The organism is Nocardiopsis sp. RV163, assembly GCF_001029525.1.
Classification (GTDB): domain Bacteria; phylum Actinomycetota; class Actinomycetes; order Streptosporangiales; family Streptosporangiaceae; genus Nocardiopsis; species Nocardiopsis dassonvillei.
In genome coordinates this window covers 1-19217 of record NZ_LEKI01000049.1, presented here as the reverse complement: position 1 = coordinate 19217, position 19217 = coordinate 1, and the positions used below count along the sequence as shown (strand labels likewise).

At 71.8% G+C, this 19217-nt stretch carries 13 protein-coding genes and 1 riboswitch; of the genes, 4 read left to right on the top strand and 9 right to left on the bottom strand.

The annotated features are described in order from the left end of the window. Window positions 1-33: 33 nt before the first annotated feature. Both ABD54_RS11410 and ABD54_RS11405 read left to right on the top strand, forming a co-directional pair. Window positions 34-966 carry a diacylglycerol kinase family protein gene (locus ABD54_RS11410; RefSeq protein WP_047869446.1) on the top strand — a complete coding sequence of 311 codons (933 nt, stop codon included), beginning with the start codon at window positions 34-36 and terminating at the stop codon, window positions 964-966. Between the two features lie 305 nt (window positions 967-1271). Beyond that, entirely contained in the window at window positions 1272-1529 is a 258-nt protein-coding gene (locus ABD54_RS11405; protein ID WP_047869445.1) for a WhiB family transcriptional regulator, read from the top strand. 170 nt (window positions 1530-1699) lie between these two features. Here ABD54_RS11405 and ABD54_RS11400 read toward each other — a convergent pair whose 3' ends face one another. Beyond that, complete coding sequence (locus ABD54_RS11400; protein WP_047869431.1) at window positions 1700-3244, bottom strand: sensor histidine kinase; 1545 nt, start codon at window positions 3242-3244, stop codon at window positions 1700-1702. A gap of 144 nt (window positions 3245-3388) precedes the next feature. On the opposite strand from ABD54_RS11400, the gene ABD54_RS11395 reads away from it, so the two are divergent. Next, window positions 3389-4129: a GntR family transcriptional regulator gene (locus tag ABD54_RS11395; protein ID WP_047869430.1), complete on the top strand. Its 741-nt coding sequence runs from the start codon at window positions 3389-3391 to the stop codon at window positions 4127-4129. A gap of 130 nt (window positions 4130-4259) precedes the next feature. On the opposite strand, the gene ABD54_RS11390 is transcribed toward ABD54_RS11395, so the two are convergent. The 4 genes from ABD54_RS11390 to ABD54_RS11375 all read right to left on the bottom strand — a co-directional run bounded on the left by ABD54_RS11390 (window position 4260) and on the right by ABD54_RS11375 (window position 8866). Then, window positions 4260-5594, bottom strand: a complete 1335-nt coding sequence (locus ABD54_RS11390; protein WP_082166777.1) for an HD-GYP domain-containing protein — start codon at window positions 5592-5594, stop codon at window positions 4260-4262. After that, window positions 5594-7003, bottom strand: coding sequence for an HD-GYP domain-containing protein (locus ABD54_RS11385; RefSeq protein ID WP_082166776.1), 1410 nt, complete (start codon window positions 7001-7003; stop codon window positions 5594-5596). The genes ABD54_RS11390 and ABD54_RS11385 overlap by 1 nt, the downstream gene beginning before the upstream one ends. 841 nt (window positions 7004-7844) lie before the next feature. Then, window positions 7845-8153 (bottom strand): mycothiol system anti-sigma-R factor, encoded by a 309-nt coding sequence (gene rsrA, locus ABD54_RS11380; protein ID WP_047869427.1) that lies wholly within the window; start codon window positions 8151-8153, stop codon window positions 7845-7847. Then, window positions 8150-8866 carry a sigma-70 family RNA polymerase sigma factor gene (locus ABD54_RS11375; protein WP_047869444.1) on the bottom strand — a complete coding sequence of 239 codons (717 nt, stop codon included), beginning with the start codon at window positions 8864-8866 and terminating at the stop codon, window positions 8150-8152. The genes rsrA and ABD54_RS11375 overlap by 4 nt, the downstream gene beginning before the upstream one ends. A gap of 311 nt (window positions 8867-9177) precedes the next feature. Here ABD54_RS11375 and ABD54_RS11370 point away from each other — a divergent pair, with 311 nt between their 5' ends. Then, complete coding sequence (locus tag ABD54_RS11370) at window positions 9178-9999, top strand: methyltransferase (RefSeq protein ID WP_047869426.1); 822 nt, start codon at window positions 9178-9180, stop codon at window positions 9997-9999. A gap of 564 nt (window positions 10000-10563) precedes the next feature. On the opposite strand, the gene thiC is transcribed toward ABD54_RS11370, so the two are convergent. The 4 genes from thiC to ABD54_RS11350 all read right to left on the bottom strand — a co-directional run bounded on the left by thiC (window position 10564) and on the right by ABD54_RS11350 (window position 19151). Continuing rightward, entirely contained in the window at window positions 10564-12237 is a 1674-nt protein-coding gene (gene thiC, locus ABD54_RS11365) for a phosphomethylpyrimidine synthase ThiC (protein ID WP_047869425.1), read from the bottom strand. Then, window positions 12231-12342, bottom strand: a riboswitch (TPP riboswitch). It overlaps the preceding gene by 7 nt. Before the next feature lie 184 nt (window positions 12343-12526). Continuing rightward, entirely contained in the window at window positions 12527-13378 is an 852-nt protein-coding gene (locus ABD54_RS11360; RefSeq protein ID WP_047869424.1) for an SOS response-associated peptidase, read from the bottom strand. Between the two features lie 107 nt (window positions 13379-13485). Beyond that, a complete protein-coding gene (locus ABD54_RS11355; protein WP_047869423.1) occupies window positions 13486-14523 on the bottom strand; it encodes a DUF3068 domain-containing protein in 1038 nt (345 codons plus the stop codon). Next, the gene (locus tag ABD54_RS11350) at window positions 14520-19151 is read right to left on the bottom strand and encodes an alpha-(1->3)-arabinofuranosyltransferase (protein WP_047869422.1); all 4632 of its coding nucleotides are present in this window, start codon (window positions 19149-19151) and stop codon (window positions 14520-14522) included. Before ABD54_RS11350 ends, ABD54_RS11355 begins: the two co-directional genes overlap by 4 nt. Between the last annotated feature and the right edge of the window lie 66 nt (window positions 19152-19217).

The following is a 19217-nucleotide window of genomic DNA, read 5'->3' as shown; positions in this document are numbered from 1 at the left end:
GAGGCCCCGGGAGATACGCCCTAGACTGGCGTGGTGCGCGCCCTTCTCATCATGAACCCCCAGGCCACCACGACCACGTCACACACGCGTGAAGTGATCATGGGCGCCCTGGCGTCGGAGCTGGACGTCACCGTGTCCGAGACCGAGTACCGCGACCACGCGGGCGAGCTGGCCCGCGAGGCGGCCGGGAACGGGTACGAGCTGGTCCTGAGCCTGGGCGGCGACGGCACCGTCAACGAGGTGGTCAACGGCCTGCTCACCACCCCCGAGGGGCTCAGACGCCCCCGCTACGCGGTGATCCCCGGCGGCAGCGCCAACGTCTTCATCCGCGCCCTGGGCGTGCCCGGCGACCCTGTGGAGGCCACCGGCCTCGTACTGGAGGCGGTCCGGGAGGGCCGCGAGCGCGAGATCAACCTCGGCCGGATCACCAGCGACCAGGACGACCGCTACTTCACTTTCTGTGCTGGTTTCGGCTGGGACGCCGACGTGGTCCAGCAGGTGGAGAACGAGCGCGCCAACGGGCGCAGGGCCACTCCCGCGCTGTACGCCGAAGTAGCGGTAAAGCTGTTCTTCCAGGGGGATATCCGCGATCCGTCACTAAGCGTGGTCAGCCACGGGAGGTCCCTTGTCGGAGCGTATTTCGCGCTCGTCACCAACACCACGCCCTGGACCTACGCGGGGGCGCTGCCGCTTCAGCCGACTCCGTCCTCGCGTTTCGATCTGGGCCTGGACGCTTTCGCGCTGACCCACTCCTCGCACGCGCTCACGGGGTGGATCCTTTCCCAAATGTTCTTCCCCAAAGGCCTTCCCGCACGTGGGGACGGCTACGTGACGTGGCATGACCAGGACTCTCTCCAGATCACGTCATCCCACCCCAGGGCCTTCCAAATCGACGGCGAATACCTGGGAGACCGCGAACAGGTCAACTTCCACTCTGTACCGAAGGCATTACGAATCGTCTGTTAATTGCACTGAAAGACGCCATTCCGAGCCACTGTGACGCACCCGACACGCCGAACAGGACCTTCGGCCTCGGCAGCTCTTGCATGGGCCGATCGATGCTGTCACGCTCAAGATATCGCCGCGAGTTACAGGCGAGTTAATTGGGGCGCTTCCCACATGGCCGTGGGATGAAGCCTGGACGGACCTCGGCCCGAACACCCCTTCCGATGGAATCCATCCATCGGGCGCCCTTCGCCCGTTACGGACGCGCACAAGATCGTGAAAAGCTTCACAAGCCCCCGATCGCCTCACCGTGAGGAGTGGACCGCATGGACTGGCGCCATGACGCAGCCTGCCGTGACGAAGACCCCGAACTCTTCTTCCCCATCGGGAACTTCGGCCCCGCACTGATCCAGATCGAGGAGGCCAAGGCGGTCTGCAACCGCTGCCCGGTCAGCTCGGCCTGTCTGCGCTGGGCCCTGGAGAGCGGCCAGGACGGCGGTGTCTGGGGCGGCACCAGCGAGGACGAGCGCCGCGCGCTCAAGAAGCGCCGCGGCAGCGCCTACCGCACCATGGTGAGCAGCTGAGGCCCCGCGCACTGTAGGGGCCCCAGGGGTTCCCGGAAGAGCCGAGGAGTCCCGGAAGGTCCCGGGGAGTCCCCGCGCGGCGCGGCGGGGACGGCTCCGGAGCCGCCGCGGGCCGGTGCGCCCAGCGGACCCCCGGGCCGGCCCCGCGCGTGGTCCGCGCGAGCCCCGTGTCAGGGCAGCTCGCCCTCCTCGTGCTCCAGCGGCAGGCTGATGGCCACCTCGGTCCCGCCGCTCTCCTTGGGCCTGATCGCCAGGGTTCCCCCCAGCTCGCCCACGATGAGGGTCCGCACGATCTGCAGGCCCAGGCTCGTGGTGCCCTCCAGGTCGAAGTCCTCGGGCAGCCCCCCGCCGTCGTCGGAGACGGCCAGCTCCAGGCTGCTCGGCCCCGGGTAGCCCGGCTGCGCGTCGAACCTGCGAACCCGCACCTCGATCCGCCCCGGCCCCTGTCCCAGGCCGTGCTCCACGGCGTTCTGCACCAGCTCGGCCAAGACCATCGACAGCGGTGTCGCCACCAGCGCGTTCAGCAGCCCGAAACCGCCGATCCGGCGCGGCACCACCGCAGTGCCCGTGGAGGAGACCTCCGCCGCCATCTGGATGACCCGGTCGGCGATGTCGTCGAAGTCCACCACCTCGTCGGGGGTGTGCGAAAGCATCTCGTGCACGATCGCGATGGACCCGACCCGGCCCACCGCCTCGTCCAGCGCCGCCCTCGCCTCGGGCACGTCCAGGCGCCGCGACTGGAGGCGCAGCAGGGCGGCGACCGTCTGGAGGTTGTTCTTCACCCGGTGGTGGATCTCCCGGATGGTGGCGTCCTTGGTCATCAGCTCGCGCTCGCGGCGGCGCAGCTCGGTGACGTCGCGCACCATCACCAGTGCGCCGATACGCACCCCGTCGATGATCAGGGGTATGGCGCGCAGCTGCACGGTGACCCCGCGCGCGTCCACCTCGGCCTCCTGCGGCGCCCGGCCGCTCGCCGTGTAGGTCAGCGCCTCGTCGCGCGCCTCGCCCGGTGCCGCCAGCTCCAGCGTGGTGCGGTCCAGGCGCGCCCCCACCAGGTCGGCGGTCAGGCCGAGCCTGCGGTAGGCCGACAGGGCGTTGGGGCTGGCGTAGACCACCTCGCCGTTCTGGTCCAGGCGCAGCAGCCCGTCGCCGACCCGGGGCGAACGAACCATCAGGGGGCCCTGGTCGCTGAACGGGAACGCGCCCTCGGCGATCATCTGGGCCAGGTCGCCCGCGCTCTGCAGGTAGGTCAGCTCCAGGCGGCTGGGCGTGCGCGCCGAGCTGAGGTTGGTGCTGCGCTGGATGACCCCGATGAGGTTGCCCCGGCGTCGCACCGGAATGGTCTCCTCGCGCACCGGGACGCCTCCCGACCAGTCCGGGTCACCGTCGCGGCAGATGCGCCCCTCCTCCCAGGCGCGGTCGATCAGGGCCCTGCGCCCGATGACGCGCGGCGCCGAGCGGGACGTGACATCGGTCATGTCGTCGCGCAGGACGGTCTCGACCAGGTCGTCCTGGAAGGCGGTGGGCCCGGTGGTGGGACGCATCTGGGCGATGGCCACCCAGCCGTCGTCCTCACGCAGGCGCACCCACAACACGAGATCGGCGAAGGACAGGTCCGCCAGGAGCTGCCAGTCCGAGACAAGGGAGTGGAACCACTCCAGATCGGCCTGTTTGAGTGACGTGTGTCGCCAGATGAGATCACTGAGGTGAGGCACTCACAAATCATCCCATGAAGGCGTGCATACTCAAGAGGTACGCACTCGACCAGTGGTCCACACCAATCGGCGGCCGCCACCCCCGCCGTGCCGACCACACCGGGAGGGTTGTGGGGCAAGCGCGGGACTCGGCGAAGGAGACTGATGACTGGTCAGCGCACACTGGACGGCAACCCCCGGGTGCCGAAGTACTACCAGGTGAAGAAGCAGCTCCTGGAACTGATCGAGGCGATGCCCGCGGGCAACCCGGTCCCCCCGGAGCGAGCCCTGGCGACCCAGTTCGGCACCTCGCGGACCACCGTGCGCCAGGCGCTCACCGAGATGGTGGTCGAGGGCCGTCTGCTGCGCATCCAGGGCAAGGGCACCTTCGTGGCCAAGCCGAAGGTGGCACAGGTCCTGCAGCTGACCAGCTACACCCAGGAGATGCGCGCGCACGGCCTGCACCCCGCCACGCGCATCCTGGACGTGAGCTACATCAACGCCGACGACCAGCTCGCCGAGCTGCTGGCCATCCGCTCCGGCGGGCGCGTGCTGCGCATCGAGCGGCTGCGGCTGGCCAACGGCGAGCCGATGGCCGTGGAGACGGCGCACCTGGCAGCGCGGCGCTTCCCGGGTCTTCGTCGGCAGCTGGACCGCTACGCGTCGCTCTACGAGGCTCTGGCGAGCGCCTACGACGTCTCACTGGCCGAGGCGGAGGCCTCGATCGAGACGGTCCTGGCCACGCCCGACGAGGCGCGGCTGCTGGGCGTGGACGTCGGTCTGCCGCTGGTGCTGCACTGCCAGCACAGCTTCGACGGCGACGGGCACCCGGTGGAGTGGGTGCGCTCGCTCTACCGGGGCGACCGGTACAAGTTCGTCACACGCCTGCGCCCGCCCCGGGACTGACCCCCGTGCGGGCCGGCGCCGGAGCGGGGCGTCGGCACTCCCTCGCCCGCCTGGCCCCCGTGGCGCCGTGACACGGCCCGCACCCGCCATCGGACCGGGCCCGTGGGCCCCGCCGGACGGGCCCCGGGGGTCAGAGCCGGGAGAGCACCGTGGCCAGCGCGTCCACCACGCGGGGGTCGTACTCGCTGTCGGTGTCCATGCGCAGGCGCTCCAGGACCGCCGTGCGGCGCTCGGCGTCGCCGCCGTCGCCCACGAGGTCGTCGAAGGCGTTGGCCACCTTGATGATCCGGCTGCCCAGCGGCGGGACGCCCTCGTCGCCGTCCCCGGCGAGGGGCTCGCACTGGCGGCGGACCGTCTCAGCCACGTTGTCCAGGACGCCGGTCTCCCGGATGATCGCCGAACCCAGTTCGGCGATGCGCCGCTGCTCCCTGGGCGAGGCGAGCACGGTGGCGCCGCCCGCGATGGGCTCGCGCAGGGAGAGCTGGCCGATGTCGTGCATCAGGGCGGCGTACTCCAACTCCAGCAGTTCGGCCTCGGCCAGGCCCAGTTCGCAGGCGATCCCGTGCGCCAGGTGGCTGACCCGGCGCGAGTGCCCGTTCTCCACGTAGCCGCCCACCTCGGTGACCCGCGACAGCGCCCGGACCGTCTCCAAGTAGGTCCGGCGCACCTCCGCGTGGCGCCGGAAGGCCACCTGCGACACCAGCAGCGGGGCGATGAACACCAGCAGACCGCCCAGGCCGGTCACCGTGCAGGCCAGCGCGATCAGCACCCCGCTGGAGCCGATCGCGGCGCCGGTGGCGAACTGGGCGCGCAGTTCGTCGCGGACCGCGACGGAGGCACTGGTGCGCAGGCGCTCGGCCCGCAGCACCGCCGCCAGCAGGGAGTCCGCCGCCCAGACGAGCATGACCAGCGCGGCCATCAGCAGCGTGGCCGTGACCGAGGGGCCCGACAGGTGGAGCTGGTCGGCCAGCGGCCGGAAGGCAATCGCCAGCGCCGCCGCGACGAGCACCCTGCGGGCCACGTCCTCCACCCGGGGGCTGCGGCCCACCGCGATGTGCGGCAGCTCTCCCAGCGCCACGCCCAGGGCGACCACCGCCACCACCTGCCAGGCGGAGTGGTGCAGCGGCCCGGAGCCCAGCGACAGCAGGAACGCGTAACTGATCGCGCCGGCCGAGGCGATGGGGGCCACCTCCCGGTGGCCCGGCAGGGTGATCCGCGCCAGCTCACCGGCCGCGACCACCAGGCAGAACGCCAGCGCCACGTGTGGTTCCACGACCCCGGTCGAGGCCGTCCACACCAGTGCGGCCAGGGCGCCCGAGCCCACCGAGCCGACCAGCGCCGCGCGCACCGGTCGGGAGGTCCGCCAGATCGGCCCGCGCGAACGCTGGTGGTTGAGGGCGCCGCCCTCGGGGCCGCTCAGCACGGGTCCGGCCGACCGGGCCCCGTCCGACTGTCTCTGCGTCATCATCGTTCACGCCCGCCCGTAACTGCCTCGGCGGAGGCCGCGGCGTCCGCGGGGGCGGCCCCGTCGGCCGCCGCCCCTGCGGAGGACGGCTCACCGGCGGCGCGCTCCTGGGCGGAGGCGTCGGCGGACACCTCCTCCGGTCCCCCGGCTCGGCCGGACTCCTCCACGGAGCGCTCGGCCGCCTCCGACCCGTAGCAGCCGCCCGGGGGCTCGGCGATGTCGGGGGTCTCCCAGCCCTCGCGTTCGACGGCGCGCACGAGCGCCTCGACCATCCTGGGGTCGAACTGGGTCCCGGCGCAGGCCCGCAGCTCGGCGACGGCGTCCTCCACCGACCACGCCCTGCGGTAGGAGCGCGTGGAGGTCAGGCAGTCGAAGACGTCGGCGACGCTGATGATGCGCGCGGACTCGGGGATCTCCATCCCCACCAGACCCATGGGATACCCGCGCCCGTCCAGGCGCTCGTGGTGGTGCCGGATACCGGCCAGCGCCTCGTCCAGGAAGCTGATCTCGCGCACGATCTCGTAGCCGCGCGTGGGGTGCAGCTTGATGGCCGCGTACTCGTCGTCGGTGAGCTTGCCGGTCTTCTGCAGCACCTTGGTCGGCACTCCGAGCTTGCCGATGTCGTGCAGCATCCCGGCGTAGCGGATCTTCTGCACCCGGTCGGCGGGCATGCCCAGTTCCCGGGCGATCATGGCGGCGCCCTCGGCCACGCGCATGCAGTGGCCCCGGGTGTAGTAGTCCTTGGTCTCCACCGCCTGGCACAGGGTGGCCAGGGTGGCCTCGTGCGCGCGCGCCTCGTCCAACTGCTGGGCGAAGGTCCAGCGCGCGATGAACAGCGGGAGCAGCACAAGCAGCGATGCGATGAGGCCGACCCCGCCCCAGACCGCGGCGATGGCCAGGCCGAGCATCTGGTAGCCCATGGAGGAGAGCTCGACCCCGACCAGCGGACGCCAGTCGAACCGGCCCCGGGAGCCTCCGGGGCGCACGACGCCCAGGGTCCACATCAGGACGGCCACGAGCGCCGAGTTGACCAGGGAATGGGTCAGGACGGCGGCGACGTAGGGGAGGACGATGGCCGGGAAGTCCTCCCGGCCGGGTTCTCCCACCGTTCCGCCGAGCAGAAGGTAGACGTGTCCCGCCGCGTAGGCCGCCAGTGCGAACTGTGCTCCGTTGAACGCCCTCTTGACGAGGTTCTGCTTGCGGATGACGAAGCAGGAGGCGAAACCGACCACCGCCGCCCCGACCGGCCCGACCAGGACGACGGCGGCCAGAGAGACCGCCGAACTCGGCGAGATCCCCGCCTTGACGCCTGTCAGGACCGCCGTACTGATCGACTCCGCGACCACGAAGAGAATCGCGATCAGGACCAGTGCGTGCAGATCCAGCCCCGTATAGGGACCGATGAGCATGATGGTGACAGCACTGACAACGATGATTCCGACGTAGACACGCGCGCCCCCAGGAAGAGCCCGCACCCCCGTTCACCCCCCGCCAACGACGACCGGACTGTCATGGTTTCACCGGTTCTGTTCTACCACCAGGACCATCCGCTGAAGGCGGTTACCACCCAAAGAACTCCCATCACCGCGTGGAGCATGCCGAAGAACACCGTTGTCCCCTCTCCCCCGACGCGTGCGCACCGCTTTTTCCCCGGGCGCGCCGCGTAAATTACCCCATTCGTTGGATATGGCGTCCAGTTTAACGGGCAACGACAGCACCCCGATTACCCCCAACCCGAACTACCGCCACCACACCACCTCCCACTGGCACCAAGTTCCGGAATACGGAATTACGAATTCGATTAGTGGTGCGATTCGATCACCCTGAGTAACCAAACTCCCGAGAGCGGGGGTGCACGAAGACCCGCCGCCTGGGCGCTTGCCCTGCCGCCCATCGACCGGAGCCACCAGGCATGACTACCCCAGGTAATCGAACGAAACGCTGGCCGGATCCGGACAGAAAAAACATTCCGAGTGGGTCACGACCGGGAACGGCCCGGGCGTGCCGGGCGTGTCGGGGAAGGCGGCGGGAACACGACTGGGAAGCGCCTGACCAAAAACCCGACAGGCACGGGGAATACGGCACGACATTCCCGCAAAAGCGCATAAAAGTCACACACCACTTCAGAGCGCGCCAATAACGGAACCGGGTACAAAATCCAACAAAAAGGTGGCGGAAGCTGGAATTCCAGCTTCCGCCACCAGGTGTGCCGGGTTTCGTCGGATACCGGGCTCGCTACTGCCCGGCCCCTCAGGAGGGCATGGTGCCCGGGCTTTCCACGCGCGCCTCCCGAGCCAACTGCTCCGTGCGCGCCCGGGCCAGGCGGCTGAGCACCTTGTCCCTCAGGTCCGTCGGCACCGGATCACAGCCGCAGTGCTTGGCCACGAGCTTCTTCACCGCCTCCTCCAGCCCGTACTCGTCGAGGCAGGGCCCGCACCCGTCCAGGTGCTCGCGCACCTGTTCGTAGTTGCCCTCCTCCAGCTCCCCGTCGATGTAGGTGTAGAGCTTGGCGAGCACCTCGCTGCACGGGGTGTCGCTGTGTTCGCCGTGGCCGCTCATTGCCGGTCTCCTCGATCCGAGACGTCCTGTCCCCGTCCGCGCGGGGACGTCCCCGAGGCGACCGCGCCGGCCTCGGCCGCCGCCCTCGCCGGCAGGAACCCCCGCTCCACCGCGTACTCCTCCAGCATCGACCTGAGCTGGCGGCGCCCGCGGTGCAGCCGGGACATGACCGTCCCGATGGGCGTCCCCATGATCTCGGCGACCTCCTTGTACGCGAAGCCCTCGACGTCGGCGAGGTACACCGCGATCCGGAAGTCCTCGGGCAGCTCCTGGAGCGCCCGCTTGACGTCGGTGTCGGGGAGGTGTTCGAGCGCCTCGGCCTCAGCCGACTTCAGGCCCGCCGCCGTGTGCGACGCGGCCTGCGCCAGCTGCCAGTCCTCGACGTCCTCGGTCCCCGCCTGCTTCGGTTCGCGCTGCTTCTTGCGGTAGGAGTTGATGAAGGTGTTGGTGAGGATGCGGTAGAGCCACGCCTTGAGGTTCGTTCCCTGTTTGAACTGGTGGAACGAACCGAACGCCTTGGCGAAGGTCTCCTGTACGAGATCCTCCGCATCGGCGGGGTTACGGGTCATCCGCAGCGCCGCGGAGTAGAGCTGGTCGAGGAAGGGAAGCACGTCCCTCTCGAAGCGCTCTTCCCGTTCCTCGGCTGTCTCCTGCTCCTGGCCCTGTTCCAAGCCCGTCGGCCTCCTCGCGCTGGTCCCGGTTGGGGCGTCCATACCCCAACGATACGGTCCCATGGCGCGGGACCGCGCATCGGCGCCGTGTGGCGCCGACACCGTCTCCTCGCGCTCCAGGCACGTCCCGGCTGTCGGCATGGTCTGTCGGCCCTCCCCGCATACTCGCGTGTGGCGCGCCCGGACACTGCTGATCCGGGCGCGGTGTAGGGGAGAACAACGCTTCGCCCGAGCTGATTCCGCGCCGCGGTGGGACGAAGGTCCCCTCCTCGGGCGAACTTCGTCGTTTACCTCCGTCACCGGAGGTGAGGCATGGCAGAGTGCGGGTAGGACACCTGAAGGATGGGAGAGGAGTGCACGTGCGACCGTCCCCGACCCCTGCCTCCGACCGCCCCCGTTCCACGGCTGCCCAGTTCGCCACTCCCGACCGCCTGTCGGACTACTGGCGGTTCTACTGGGCGGTCGCCGAGGCACAGGTCGCCCGGTGGCTCCCCGACACCCCCTCCCTGCTGCTCGACCTCTCCGGCGCGGACTACCAGGGCGCCCCGCGCGCGGTGGCCGCCGGACACGACGTGGTGACACTGCTGCCGTCGGTGGACGTGGCGGTGCGCCGACCGCTGACCCTGGTGAACGGGCGCGCGGTGGTGCCCCGGCCCGCCCGGCGCGGACGGCTGCGCCACGTGGTCGGCGACTCCGCCTTCCTGCGCAGTTTCGCCCCGGACTCCTTCGACGGGGTCATCGCCGACAACCGGGTGCTGTCCCGGCACCTGGCCACCGAGGAGGCGCTGGCCCGGGTCGGCCGGGTGCTGCGCCCGGGGGGCCGCGCCCTGCTGTGCGTGGACTCGGTGGTGCTGGGCATGGCGATGCTGGCCGAACAGGACCGCTGGCCGGAGCTGAGCCACGCTCCCGACGCGGACGTGCTCCTGGTGCCCTGGCCGGACGGCTCCATCACGCGGTGCTTCACGGCCGAGCAGCTCACCGAGGCGCTCACCGACGCCGGTCTGGAACTGGAGTGGATCAAGCCCCGAACGGTGCTGTCCGCCTCCACGGTGGAGATGATGCTGGCGCGCGACCCGAGGTCGATGGGACGCCTGGTGGAGATGGAGCTGCGCGCCACGGAGTCCGACGACTACGTGGGCGTGCACCTCGTGGCGAGCGCGCGCAAACCCGCTTAGGGCGTGTCCGCCAGCGCGCCCCGCCCCTGCACGCCGCTCCGCGGGTCCGCCGCCTCCCGGGAATGGTCGACAGGCGATGAACACCTACCGGACACGTTTCCGCCCGCATCCGCGCAGGGGCTCGCGCCGCTTCGCGGACACTCGCGAAGCAGGCGCACGACGCGGCGCCGGGGAGCCCCGAAACGCGCCCCGCGGGAAGGCGTCGGCAGGAGTGCTCGGCTGGGTGCCGGCCGGGAAAGGCCCCGGAACCACGCAGCCGGATGAGGATCGGGGACATCCGTACCGAGAACCACACGGTCGGAGGACCCCTCATCCGTCTCCAGGGGCTGGGAGCTTCCGCCACGGTCCCCTTAGACCTCGGCGCTGTGGGCCTGAACGCGGACGAGGCCGGCGTTCTTCTCAACGCGGGTGTGTTCTACTCCGACGGCCCGAGCCGCCTGTACCGGGTTCCGGAAACCTACCGCCGCGGACTCGGCTCCGGCACCGACCGCAGAGCACGTGTCTTGGGGCGGTGGGCCCCGAGGGGGCCGGGCCACGCGCGGCCCAGCCCCTGTCCGCGGCCTCCTACTCCGCCAGGGGCAGGTAGACCCGCTTACCCTGCTCGGCGAACTCCGCTGACTTGTCGGCCATGCCCTTCTCGATGGCGGCCACCGTCTCCAGCCCGTTCTCCTCGGCGTACCTGCGCACGTCCTGCGTGATCTTCATGGAGCAGAACTTCGGCCCGCACATGGAGCAGAAGTGCGCGGTCTTGGCCGGTTCGGCGGGCAGTGTCTGGTCGTGGAAGGACTGCGCGGTCTCGGGGTCCAGCGCCAGGTGGAACTGGTCCTGCCAGCGGAACTCGAACCGCGCCTTGGACAGCTCGTCGTCCCACTCCTGCGCCTTGGGGTGGCCCTTGGCCAGGTCGGCGGCGTGCGCGGCGAGCTTGTAGGTGATCACGCCGGTCTTGACGTCGTCCCGGTCGGGCAGCCCCAGGTGCTCCTTGGGGGTCACGTAGCACAGCATCGCCGTACCGAGCCAGCCGATCTGGGCGGCGCCGATCGCGGAGGTGATGTGGTCGTAGCCGGGCGCGACGTCGGTGGCCAGGGGGCCGAGCGTGTAGAACGGCGCCTCGCCGCACAGCTCCTCCTCCAGGCGCACGTTCTCCGCGATCTTGTGCATCGGCACGTGCCCGGGCCCCTCGATCATCACCTGCACGTCGTGCGCGCGGGCGATGTGGGTGAGTTCACCCAGGGTGCGCAGCTCGGCGAACTGGGCCTCGTCGTTGGCGTCGGCGATCGACCCCGGCCGCAGCCCGTCGCCGAGGGAGAAGGTGACGTCGTACTCCCGGAGGATCTCGCACAGCTCCTCGTAGTGGGTGTACAGGAAGCTCTCCCGGTGGTGAGCCAGACACCAGGCCGCCATGATCGAGCCGCCGCGCGAGACGATGCCGGTGACCCGGCGGGCGGTGAGCGGCACGTAGCGCAGCAGCACGCCCGCGTGGACGGTCATGTAGTCCACGCCCTGCTCGCACTGCTCGATGACGGTGTCGCGGTAGACCTCCCAGCTCAGCGCGGCCGGGTCGCCGTTGACCTTCTCCAGGGCCTGGTAGATGGGCACGGTCCCGATCGGGACGGGCGAGTTGCGCAGGATGCGCTCGCGGGTCTCGTGGATGCGCTTGCCGGTGGACAGGTCCATCACGGTGTCGGCCCCCCATCGGGTGGCCCACACCATCTTCTCCACCTCCTCGGGGACGGAGGAGGTGACGGCGGAGTTGCCGATGTTGGCGTTGATCTTGACCAGGAAGTTCTTGCCGATGATCATCGGCTCGGACTCGGGGTGGCACCGGTTGGCGGGGATGACCGCCCGGCCCACGGCCACCTCACGGCGGACGAACTCGGGGTCCACCCCCTCGCGGGCGGCCACGAACCTCATCTCGGCGGTGATGGTCCCGGCCTTGGCGTGGGCGAGCTGGGTGGTCGCGCCGCCGGAGGGGGCGGGCGCGTGGGCCCACTCCGCGCGGGCGGGGGCCAGGCCCCGGTGGACGTCGATGTGCGCGGTGTCGTCGGTGTACGGGCCTGAGGTGTCGTACAGGTCGAAGTGGCTGCCGTTGCCGAGTTCCACCCGGCGCTGCGGGACGCGGAGGGTGTGCCCCTCGGGGGTGGCGACCTCCCGGTAGACCTTGCGTGATCCCATGATGGGACCTGTGGTCACCCGGTGGTCGGCGGTGGAACTGACGTCGCGGCCGTCGAGAGCCGTCATGGCATGCCTCCCTACGTCGGAATTACCCGAACAGGTTCTGCGGTCGGCGACACCGTTGAGTCGCCCTCTCAGCCCGCCATGGCGCGAGCTCCCGCGTTGCGTATGAAGATGTGGGGGCGCCTGGGGCGCCCCGTGCACGCGGGACCGGGGCGGCCCCGGCCCGTGTGGCCCCCGACACTGTATCCGGCCGCGGAGCGGGACTGTCCACCCTCCCCGGGATACAAAAGTGTCTCCCGCACGCCACCCCCGGCGGCGCGGACGGCACGGGTTCGTGCCGTCCTCCCCCGGGTCAGAAGAGCGTCTGCGGCTCGTCTCCCCCGGTGTCGGAGAGCGGTTCGAGCAGGTCGGGGCGGTTGTTCTTGATGCTGTTGACGTCGGTGGAGACCTCGTCCACGTCGAAGCGGTCGGCCGGGGTGTCCTGGAGCAGGTGGGCCAGCTCGTCGGCCCCGGTCGCCGGATCCAGCCAGGCCGCCCAGTCCCCGGGGGGCACGACGACGGGCATGCGCTCGTGGATGTGGGCGAGCTCGGGGGCGGCCTCGGTGGTGACGACGGCGCAGCTCCACACCCACGCGGCGGGGTCGTCCTCGGCCGCCTCCGGGTCGCGCCAGCGCTCGAAGATCCCCGCCAGGGCCAGGGGCCGGTCGTCGGGGTAGTGGATGGAGTAGGGCTTCTTGTCCGCCTTGGCCTTGCGCTTCTTGTGGTGGGGGTCGGTGACCGGCGAGGTGCTGGCCTGCACGGTCCCGTCCCTGCCGATCAGCTGCCACTCGTAGTAGGCGTCGGCGGGCAGCAGGCAGCGGCGGCGCCGGAAGGCCGTGCGGAAGGCGGGCTTGTCGGCGATGGTCTCGCTGCGGGCGTTGATCATCCGGTAGCCGATGTTGCGGTCCTTGGCCCAGGAGGGCACCAGGCCCCAGCGCATGGTGTGCAGGGAGCGGGGCCCCGGCTCCCCCCGGTCCTCGGCCTGCGGGGGCGGGCCGAGGACGGCGTACACCGGCCTGCCCGGCGAGATGTTGTAGTCCGGGTCCAACTCCTCCAGCGGCGGCCACGCCCGCGGATCGGTCTCCTCGGGAAGGGCCTGCTCGGGCAGGCCGAAGGCGAGTTGCAACTGGTGCACGTTCCTGGACTGGGCATAACGACCGCACATGGGTGTGATCCTACGGCCGAAACAGCTCCTTCCCTCCCCGAACACCCGTATCCGCCGGTGTCCCCCGCACCGGAGCACCCGACACGGCCCACCGGTTCCGCCGGGCCTCAGCCAGGCGCCGGTGCGGCGGGCTCCCCCTCCGCGCGGCCGGGGTCCCGCTCCGCGCCCCCGTCCGCGTCCCGGTCCCGCCGCGCCCGGACCAGACCGGCCAGCACGGCCAGGCCGCCGAGCGGTGCCAGCGTCCACGGGGCCCACGAGGAGAGGGCTCGCAGCAGCACCGAGCGCACGCGGGCCTGCTCGGCCCGGGCCGCGACCTGCTGCTCGGCCAGGACCAGCCGCGCGTACAGCAGGGGCGCCTCACCGCTGTCGTTCTGCGGGCGCAGGGTCTCCGCGCGGGTCTCGTGGGCGTTGACCACGATCCCGCTGACCGGTTCCACCCAGAACGTCCGGCTGACCTCCAGCCAGCGGGTGGCGGTGACCGTGCCCGTGGCCCCGGAGCGGAACAGGGAGGCGGGTACCGGGCGGGCCGAGTCGGGCACCTGGGTGGACTCGATCCACTGGCTGTACCGGCGCACCCGCACCCCCGCCACCTGCTCCCACTCCTGGAACTCCAGTGTCGGCGCGGACCGCACCTCTGCGTCGTAGAAGGGGTACTCGCCCTGCTCGCCGCCGGGCGGCCAGAAGTGCACCAGCCCCGCCTGCCGGACCGCCCGGTCGCCGTCGACGTGCTCACCGCAGCAGTTGACCGCCCGGCCGGTCTCCCGGTCGACGATGACGCGGCGGCTCCAGTGGTCGATCATCCGGTCGGGCACGGAGGTGTCCACCGACACCTCCCACGCCGACCAGTCGCCGCCGTGCGCGGAGGCGTCCACCCGGGTGACACGGCTGAGCTCGGCCGCCTCCACCCACGACCACGTGGAGGTGTCAAGGTAACCGGCGTCCTCGTCCAGCATGCGGATGTCGAACTCGGCCCCGGCGGGCAGCAGTGCCATCCGCTCGTACACGTAGAGCGGGAGCAGGGCGGCCAGGGTGAGCAGGAAGGCGCCCACGGCCACCAGCAGGGTGCCGCGGGGCAGGGAGCGCCCCGGTCGGCGCTCGGGGCCGACCTGGCTGGGGACGGCCCCGCCGACGCCGAGCGCGCTCATGTCCGGGCCCCCTCGGGGTCGTTCTCCCACCGGCCGTCGTCCGGGGAACCCCCGCTGCGGGGAACGCCGTCGACATCATCGTTCACGGGGGGCGCCGAACCCCCGGCGGCGCCGTTGGCCCCGACGGCCTCGTCACCACCAGCCCCGTATCTCTCAGGAGCCGTATCGGCACCGGCAGCCTCAACGGCCGCAGTCCCCTGTCTCTCCGGGGCCGTGTCGGCCCCGACGACGACAGCACCGTCGTCCCCAACGGCCGCATCGGTCGCACCGTCGGTTGGAGTGGGCCGGTCAGCCCCGCCGCCGGCGTTCGCGGCGACAGCCCGGGCGCGGACCGACGGCGGATCGGCGTCGGCGTCCCCACCGTCGCCCGGCTGGCCGAGGGCCAGCACGAGCCGGGTCAGCGCGGGCAGGCACAGCAGTTGGGAGACCCAGCCGCGCAGCGCTCCCCCGAGCACCTCGGTCACGTCGTGGAAGGGCATGTACAGCGCCAGGTAGGTCCCCGCGCCCATGGAGAGTCCGGCCAGCGCCAACGACACCGCCACCGGCCAGGGCCCCGCCAGGAGCGGCAGCGTCCGCCCGCCCATGGAGGGCCGCCCCGGTCTGGCGTGCCGCAGCCTCCGGGGTACCCGGCGCCCGAGCCACCACACGCACAGCAGGACCACCGCGACCAGGGCGGCTCCGACCGCACCGGCCACCCACACCCCGTAGGCCAGGCCCAAGGGCAGCACGACCCGCCTTCCCAGCCACCCGGGGCCGGCGTCGGGCAGGGCGCGGGAGCCCCGAGGGGCCGCGGTCCCGGCCGCCGCTCCCCCGGGCAGCAGGCGCCTGGGCCACAGGGCGGCGACCACCAGCGCCGCGGCCAGCGCGGCGCCCACGGCCAGGGCCCGTTGGTAGGCGGTGTCGGGCGCGTAGGTCAGGGTGACGGTGCCCGCGCTGCCCGCGGGCAGCACCCAGGCCTGCTTCCAGCCCTCCAGCCGGATCGGCTCCAGTGCGGCGTCAGCCCCCTCCAGGCGGGCCCGCCAGCCCTCGTTGAAGTTCTCGTTGACCACCAGCAGGCTGTCCTCGGCCGCGTCCACGTCGAAGCGGCGCTCGCCCGGGCCCCAGGCGTGCACCCGCTCCACCTCGGCCATGGTGACCTCGGGGCGGTCCGAGACGGGGTCGGCGGACTCCACCAGCGCCGAGCGCACCTCGTAGCGGTTGCCCGGATCGACCACGATCCGGTTCTCGCCCCCGACCAGGTCCAGGCCGGTGCAGCTCTCGTAGCGCAGCGGGCGGCCGGTGAGCTGGTCGGCGAGGGTGCCCCGGCTGATCCGCGTCTCCACCCGCTGGTCGTTGACCCGCAGCGTGGGGCCCAAGCCGCAGGCGGTGGAGGCGTCGCCCCCGGGCAGCGGCTCCACCGGGTCCACGCCGGGCAGGGTGACGGTGCCGATCTCCAGGGCCTGCCCCTCGGGGCGTTCGAAGGTCACCCGCAGCGCCTCCGCGGTGAACTCGGCGAAGTCCACCCGGCCGCTGCCGTCAAGCCAGCCCTCGCGCACCGTTCCGCCGCCCTCGACGGTCACCCGGATCGGCCGCAGCACACTGTCGGCGCGGGGGAACTCCACCTCCAGGTGCCCGATCCCGGTGGGCGCGCCCAGCTCGATGTCGAGCCAGGGGTTCTTCTCCTCCGGGTCCGGGTACCAGACGGTGCTCTCGTCGTCGTCGAGCGCGCCCCTGCCCATGGCGGCGGGGTGCTGCACGGCCGTGGAGGAGGCCGTCACGCTCGGGTACGGGCTGGCCCGGTTGGCGGCGTTCTCCGCCTCCCGGGGATCGGTGAGCACGACCTCGCCCGAGACCGTGTGCGGGGCCGAGGCCGATTCCGCCGACAGCTCGAACGTGCGGTCCAGGCGGCGCGCGTCCTCGCCCTGCACCTGGAGGTCGGGGTTGCACACCCACACGTGCGAGCCCTCCACACAGCCGGGCGCGGTGCCGGTGGAGCCGGTGAACAGCAGCGTTCCGGCGTCGGCGGGACCGGGCACCCGCAGCGTACGGGCCGGTTCCAGGCCGGGCACGGAGATCGAGGCGACGCCCACCCGGGTGCCGAAACGGTACTCCGGCTCCCAGGCCAGCTCGTCCACGCGCACGCGCAGCGTTGTGGTCGCGCCGGGCGGGGCCGTCAGCTCCTGGGGCTCCTCGGTCTCGGCGACGGGCACCTGCGCCTCTCCGCCGTCGGTGACGAGCGTGACCCGGGAGGGCGGCGGCTCGCCGGGCAGGTGCTCGAAGGCGACGCTGAGCCCGGTGAGGTCCTGGGGCTCCTCGAACCCGACCTCGATCCACTCCCCCAGGGCTCCGGTGAAGGCGCTGGACCGCCAGGAGGTGGTGAGGTCGTCGTCGAGCGCGGCGTGCGGGGCGTGCCCGGGGTCGCGGTCGGCGGCCCGCGCGCCCGCACCGCTCTCGGCGGAGGAGGCGCTCACCGAGGCGATCCCGACGTCCTCGGCGTGGGCGACGTGGTCCTCCCAGGCCGGGTCGAGCACGTCGGGGGCCGGGACGTCTCGTTCGAGCTCCTGGTCCTCGGTGAGGGTGGCCGACACGTTGCGACGCACGTCGGAGTAGACCACCTCGCGGCGGCGGGCGGTGTCGGTGACGATCGTGTCCCGGGCGGCGACCTCCCCGGCCCCGGGGTCGTCCCCGAGCAGGATCGGGCGGTCGTCGTCGACCACCCCCTGTTCGGCCAGGTGGAGCACGGACTCGGGGCCGCCGGTGACCCGCAGCACCTCGTCGGCGGGCACGGTGCCGACGGTGGGCGCGGCGTCCTCCACCTCGTACACGCTCAGCGCCCGGTAGGGCTGGTCGAACCACTGGGAGGCGGACTGGTGGTCCAGCGAGCCGATGACCGGGCCGAACTCGGCGGCCAGGGCGATGCCCGGCGAGTCGGCCAGGGCCTGGTGCACGCGGGCGGGCCAGCCGCCGTTGTTGCCGGTGCGCTGGAGGTCGTTGCGCACGAGGAGGTGGGTGACGCCCATGCGCGCGAAGGTGTCGGCGAGCCCGGCGGAGCCGCGGCCCGAGGAGACGCGCTGGTCGATCTCGTGGGTGACGCGGGAGACGCCCGCCGAGCCCCACGGGATGATCTGGTGGTTGGTCCAGGCCCCCTCGAAGAGCGGTTGCAGGGGTTCGTCCATGGGACGGCCCCACTCGTACTCGCCGCGCGCCGAACCGGGCAGGGCCATGGTCATGCCGCGCTCGTCGGTGCGCGCCTCCAGCCAGTCGGAGGCCTCGTACCAGTAGTCGGGGATCTGCGCGAAGCCGCCCGCGGGGGCGATCCCGACGGTGCCGACGGGCACGAGGGTGACCGCGAAGACGGCGGCGGTGGCGCCCGCGACGGCACGGCGCACGCGCCCGGGCACGGGCGTGCCCCTGCGGTCGGCCAGATCCCGGGCCACGACCACGGGCAGGTGGGCCAGGCCCAGCACCAGGGGCAGGCGCACGAGCGCGTCGAACTTGTGCACGTTGCGGAACGGGGAGAGGAGGCCGTCGAACAGCTCGCGCACGGCCCCAGCGAAGGGGCCCGTGAGGTCGCCGGTGAAGCCCGCGGCGATGACGGCGGTGCCGGCGAGGAGGCTGGCGATGAGGAAGAGCCGTTCGGGGGTGCGCCGGTTGACCAGCCCGGCCAGGCCCAGGCCCGCCACCAGCGCGGTGACCGCGATCAGCCAGGGGGCGGTGGACAGCTCCGCCCCCGAGGGCAGCGCGGTGTTGCCCTGGTCGGGCAGGAAGCCCATCCAGTTGGAGGTGCCGCGCAGCGCGTTGAGCAGCGAGGTGACGCCGGTGGTGACGGCGGCGTCCTCGGTGTAGGGCATGAACGAGAACACGTACCGCGCCATGAGGAGCAGCGGCGCGATGTACCAGAACGAGGCGAGGACCAGCGCGACCGTCCACCAGGCGATCAGGCGCCACTTGCGCGGACCGTTCGCCCGGGTGAGCAGGTACAGCCCCGGGACGACCAGGACGGCCAGTTCGGAGGCGGCGTTGGTGCCCCCGCACAGCAGGAAGGCCAGACCCGAGAGAAGTGCCATGCGGGCGGGCGGACGGCCGTGCCGGGCCCCGAGCACGAGCGGCAGCAGGATCCACGGCATGAGCAGCATGGGCTGCAACTCGGCGGAGTTGTAGGACAGCAGCGTCAGCACGCGGGGGGCCAGCGCGTAGGCGACCCCGGCCAGGATGCGGGTGTCGACGGTGCCGATGCCCAGCGCCCCGGCGACCTTGTACACCCCGGTGAACGCGGCGACGAGCAGAACCGCCATCCACAGGCGCTGGATGAGCCAGTCGGGCGTGCCGAGCAGGTCGAACAGCAGGTGGAAGGGGCCGTTGGGGAAGAAGTACCCGTATGCCTGGTTCTGGATCTGGCCGAAGTAGGAGGCGTCCCACAGGTGCAGGGCGCGCTCCATGAACCCCAGGGGGTCGGCCGTCAGGTCCAGCTTGGTGTCGCTGACGATCCTGCCGGGGTCGATGCTGGCGGCCAGCGCTCCCAGGAGCAGGCACACCGTGAGGACCTTGAGCCGGGCCAGGAGGCGGGGATCGGCGCCGCCGGGGCCGGTGGAAGGTGGTGTGCTGGAATCCTCCGGTTCGCGCCTGGCGGTGGATTCCGTCGGTGTCACGTCTTCGCTTTCCTGCCTGCTGCCGTGTTCCGGGCGGCGGGGGCGTCCGGGTCGTCTGGGGTGAGG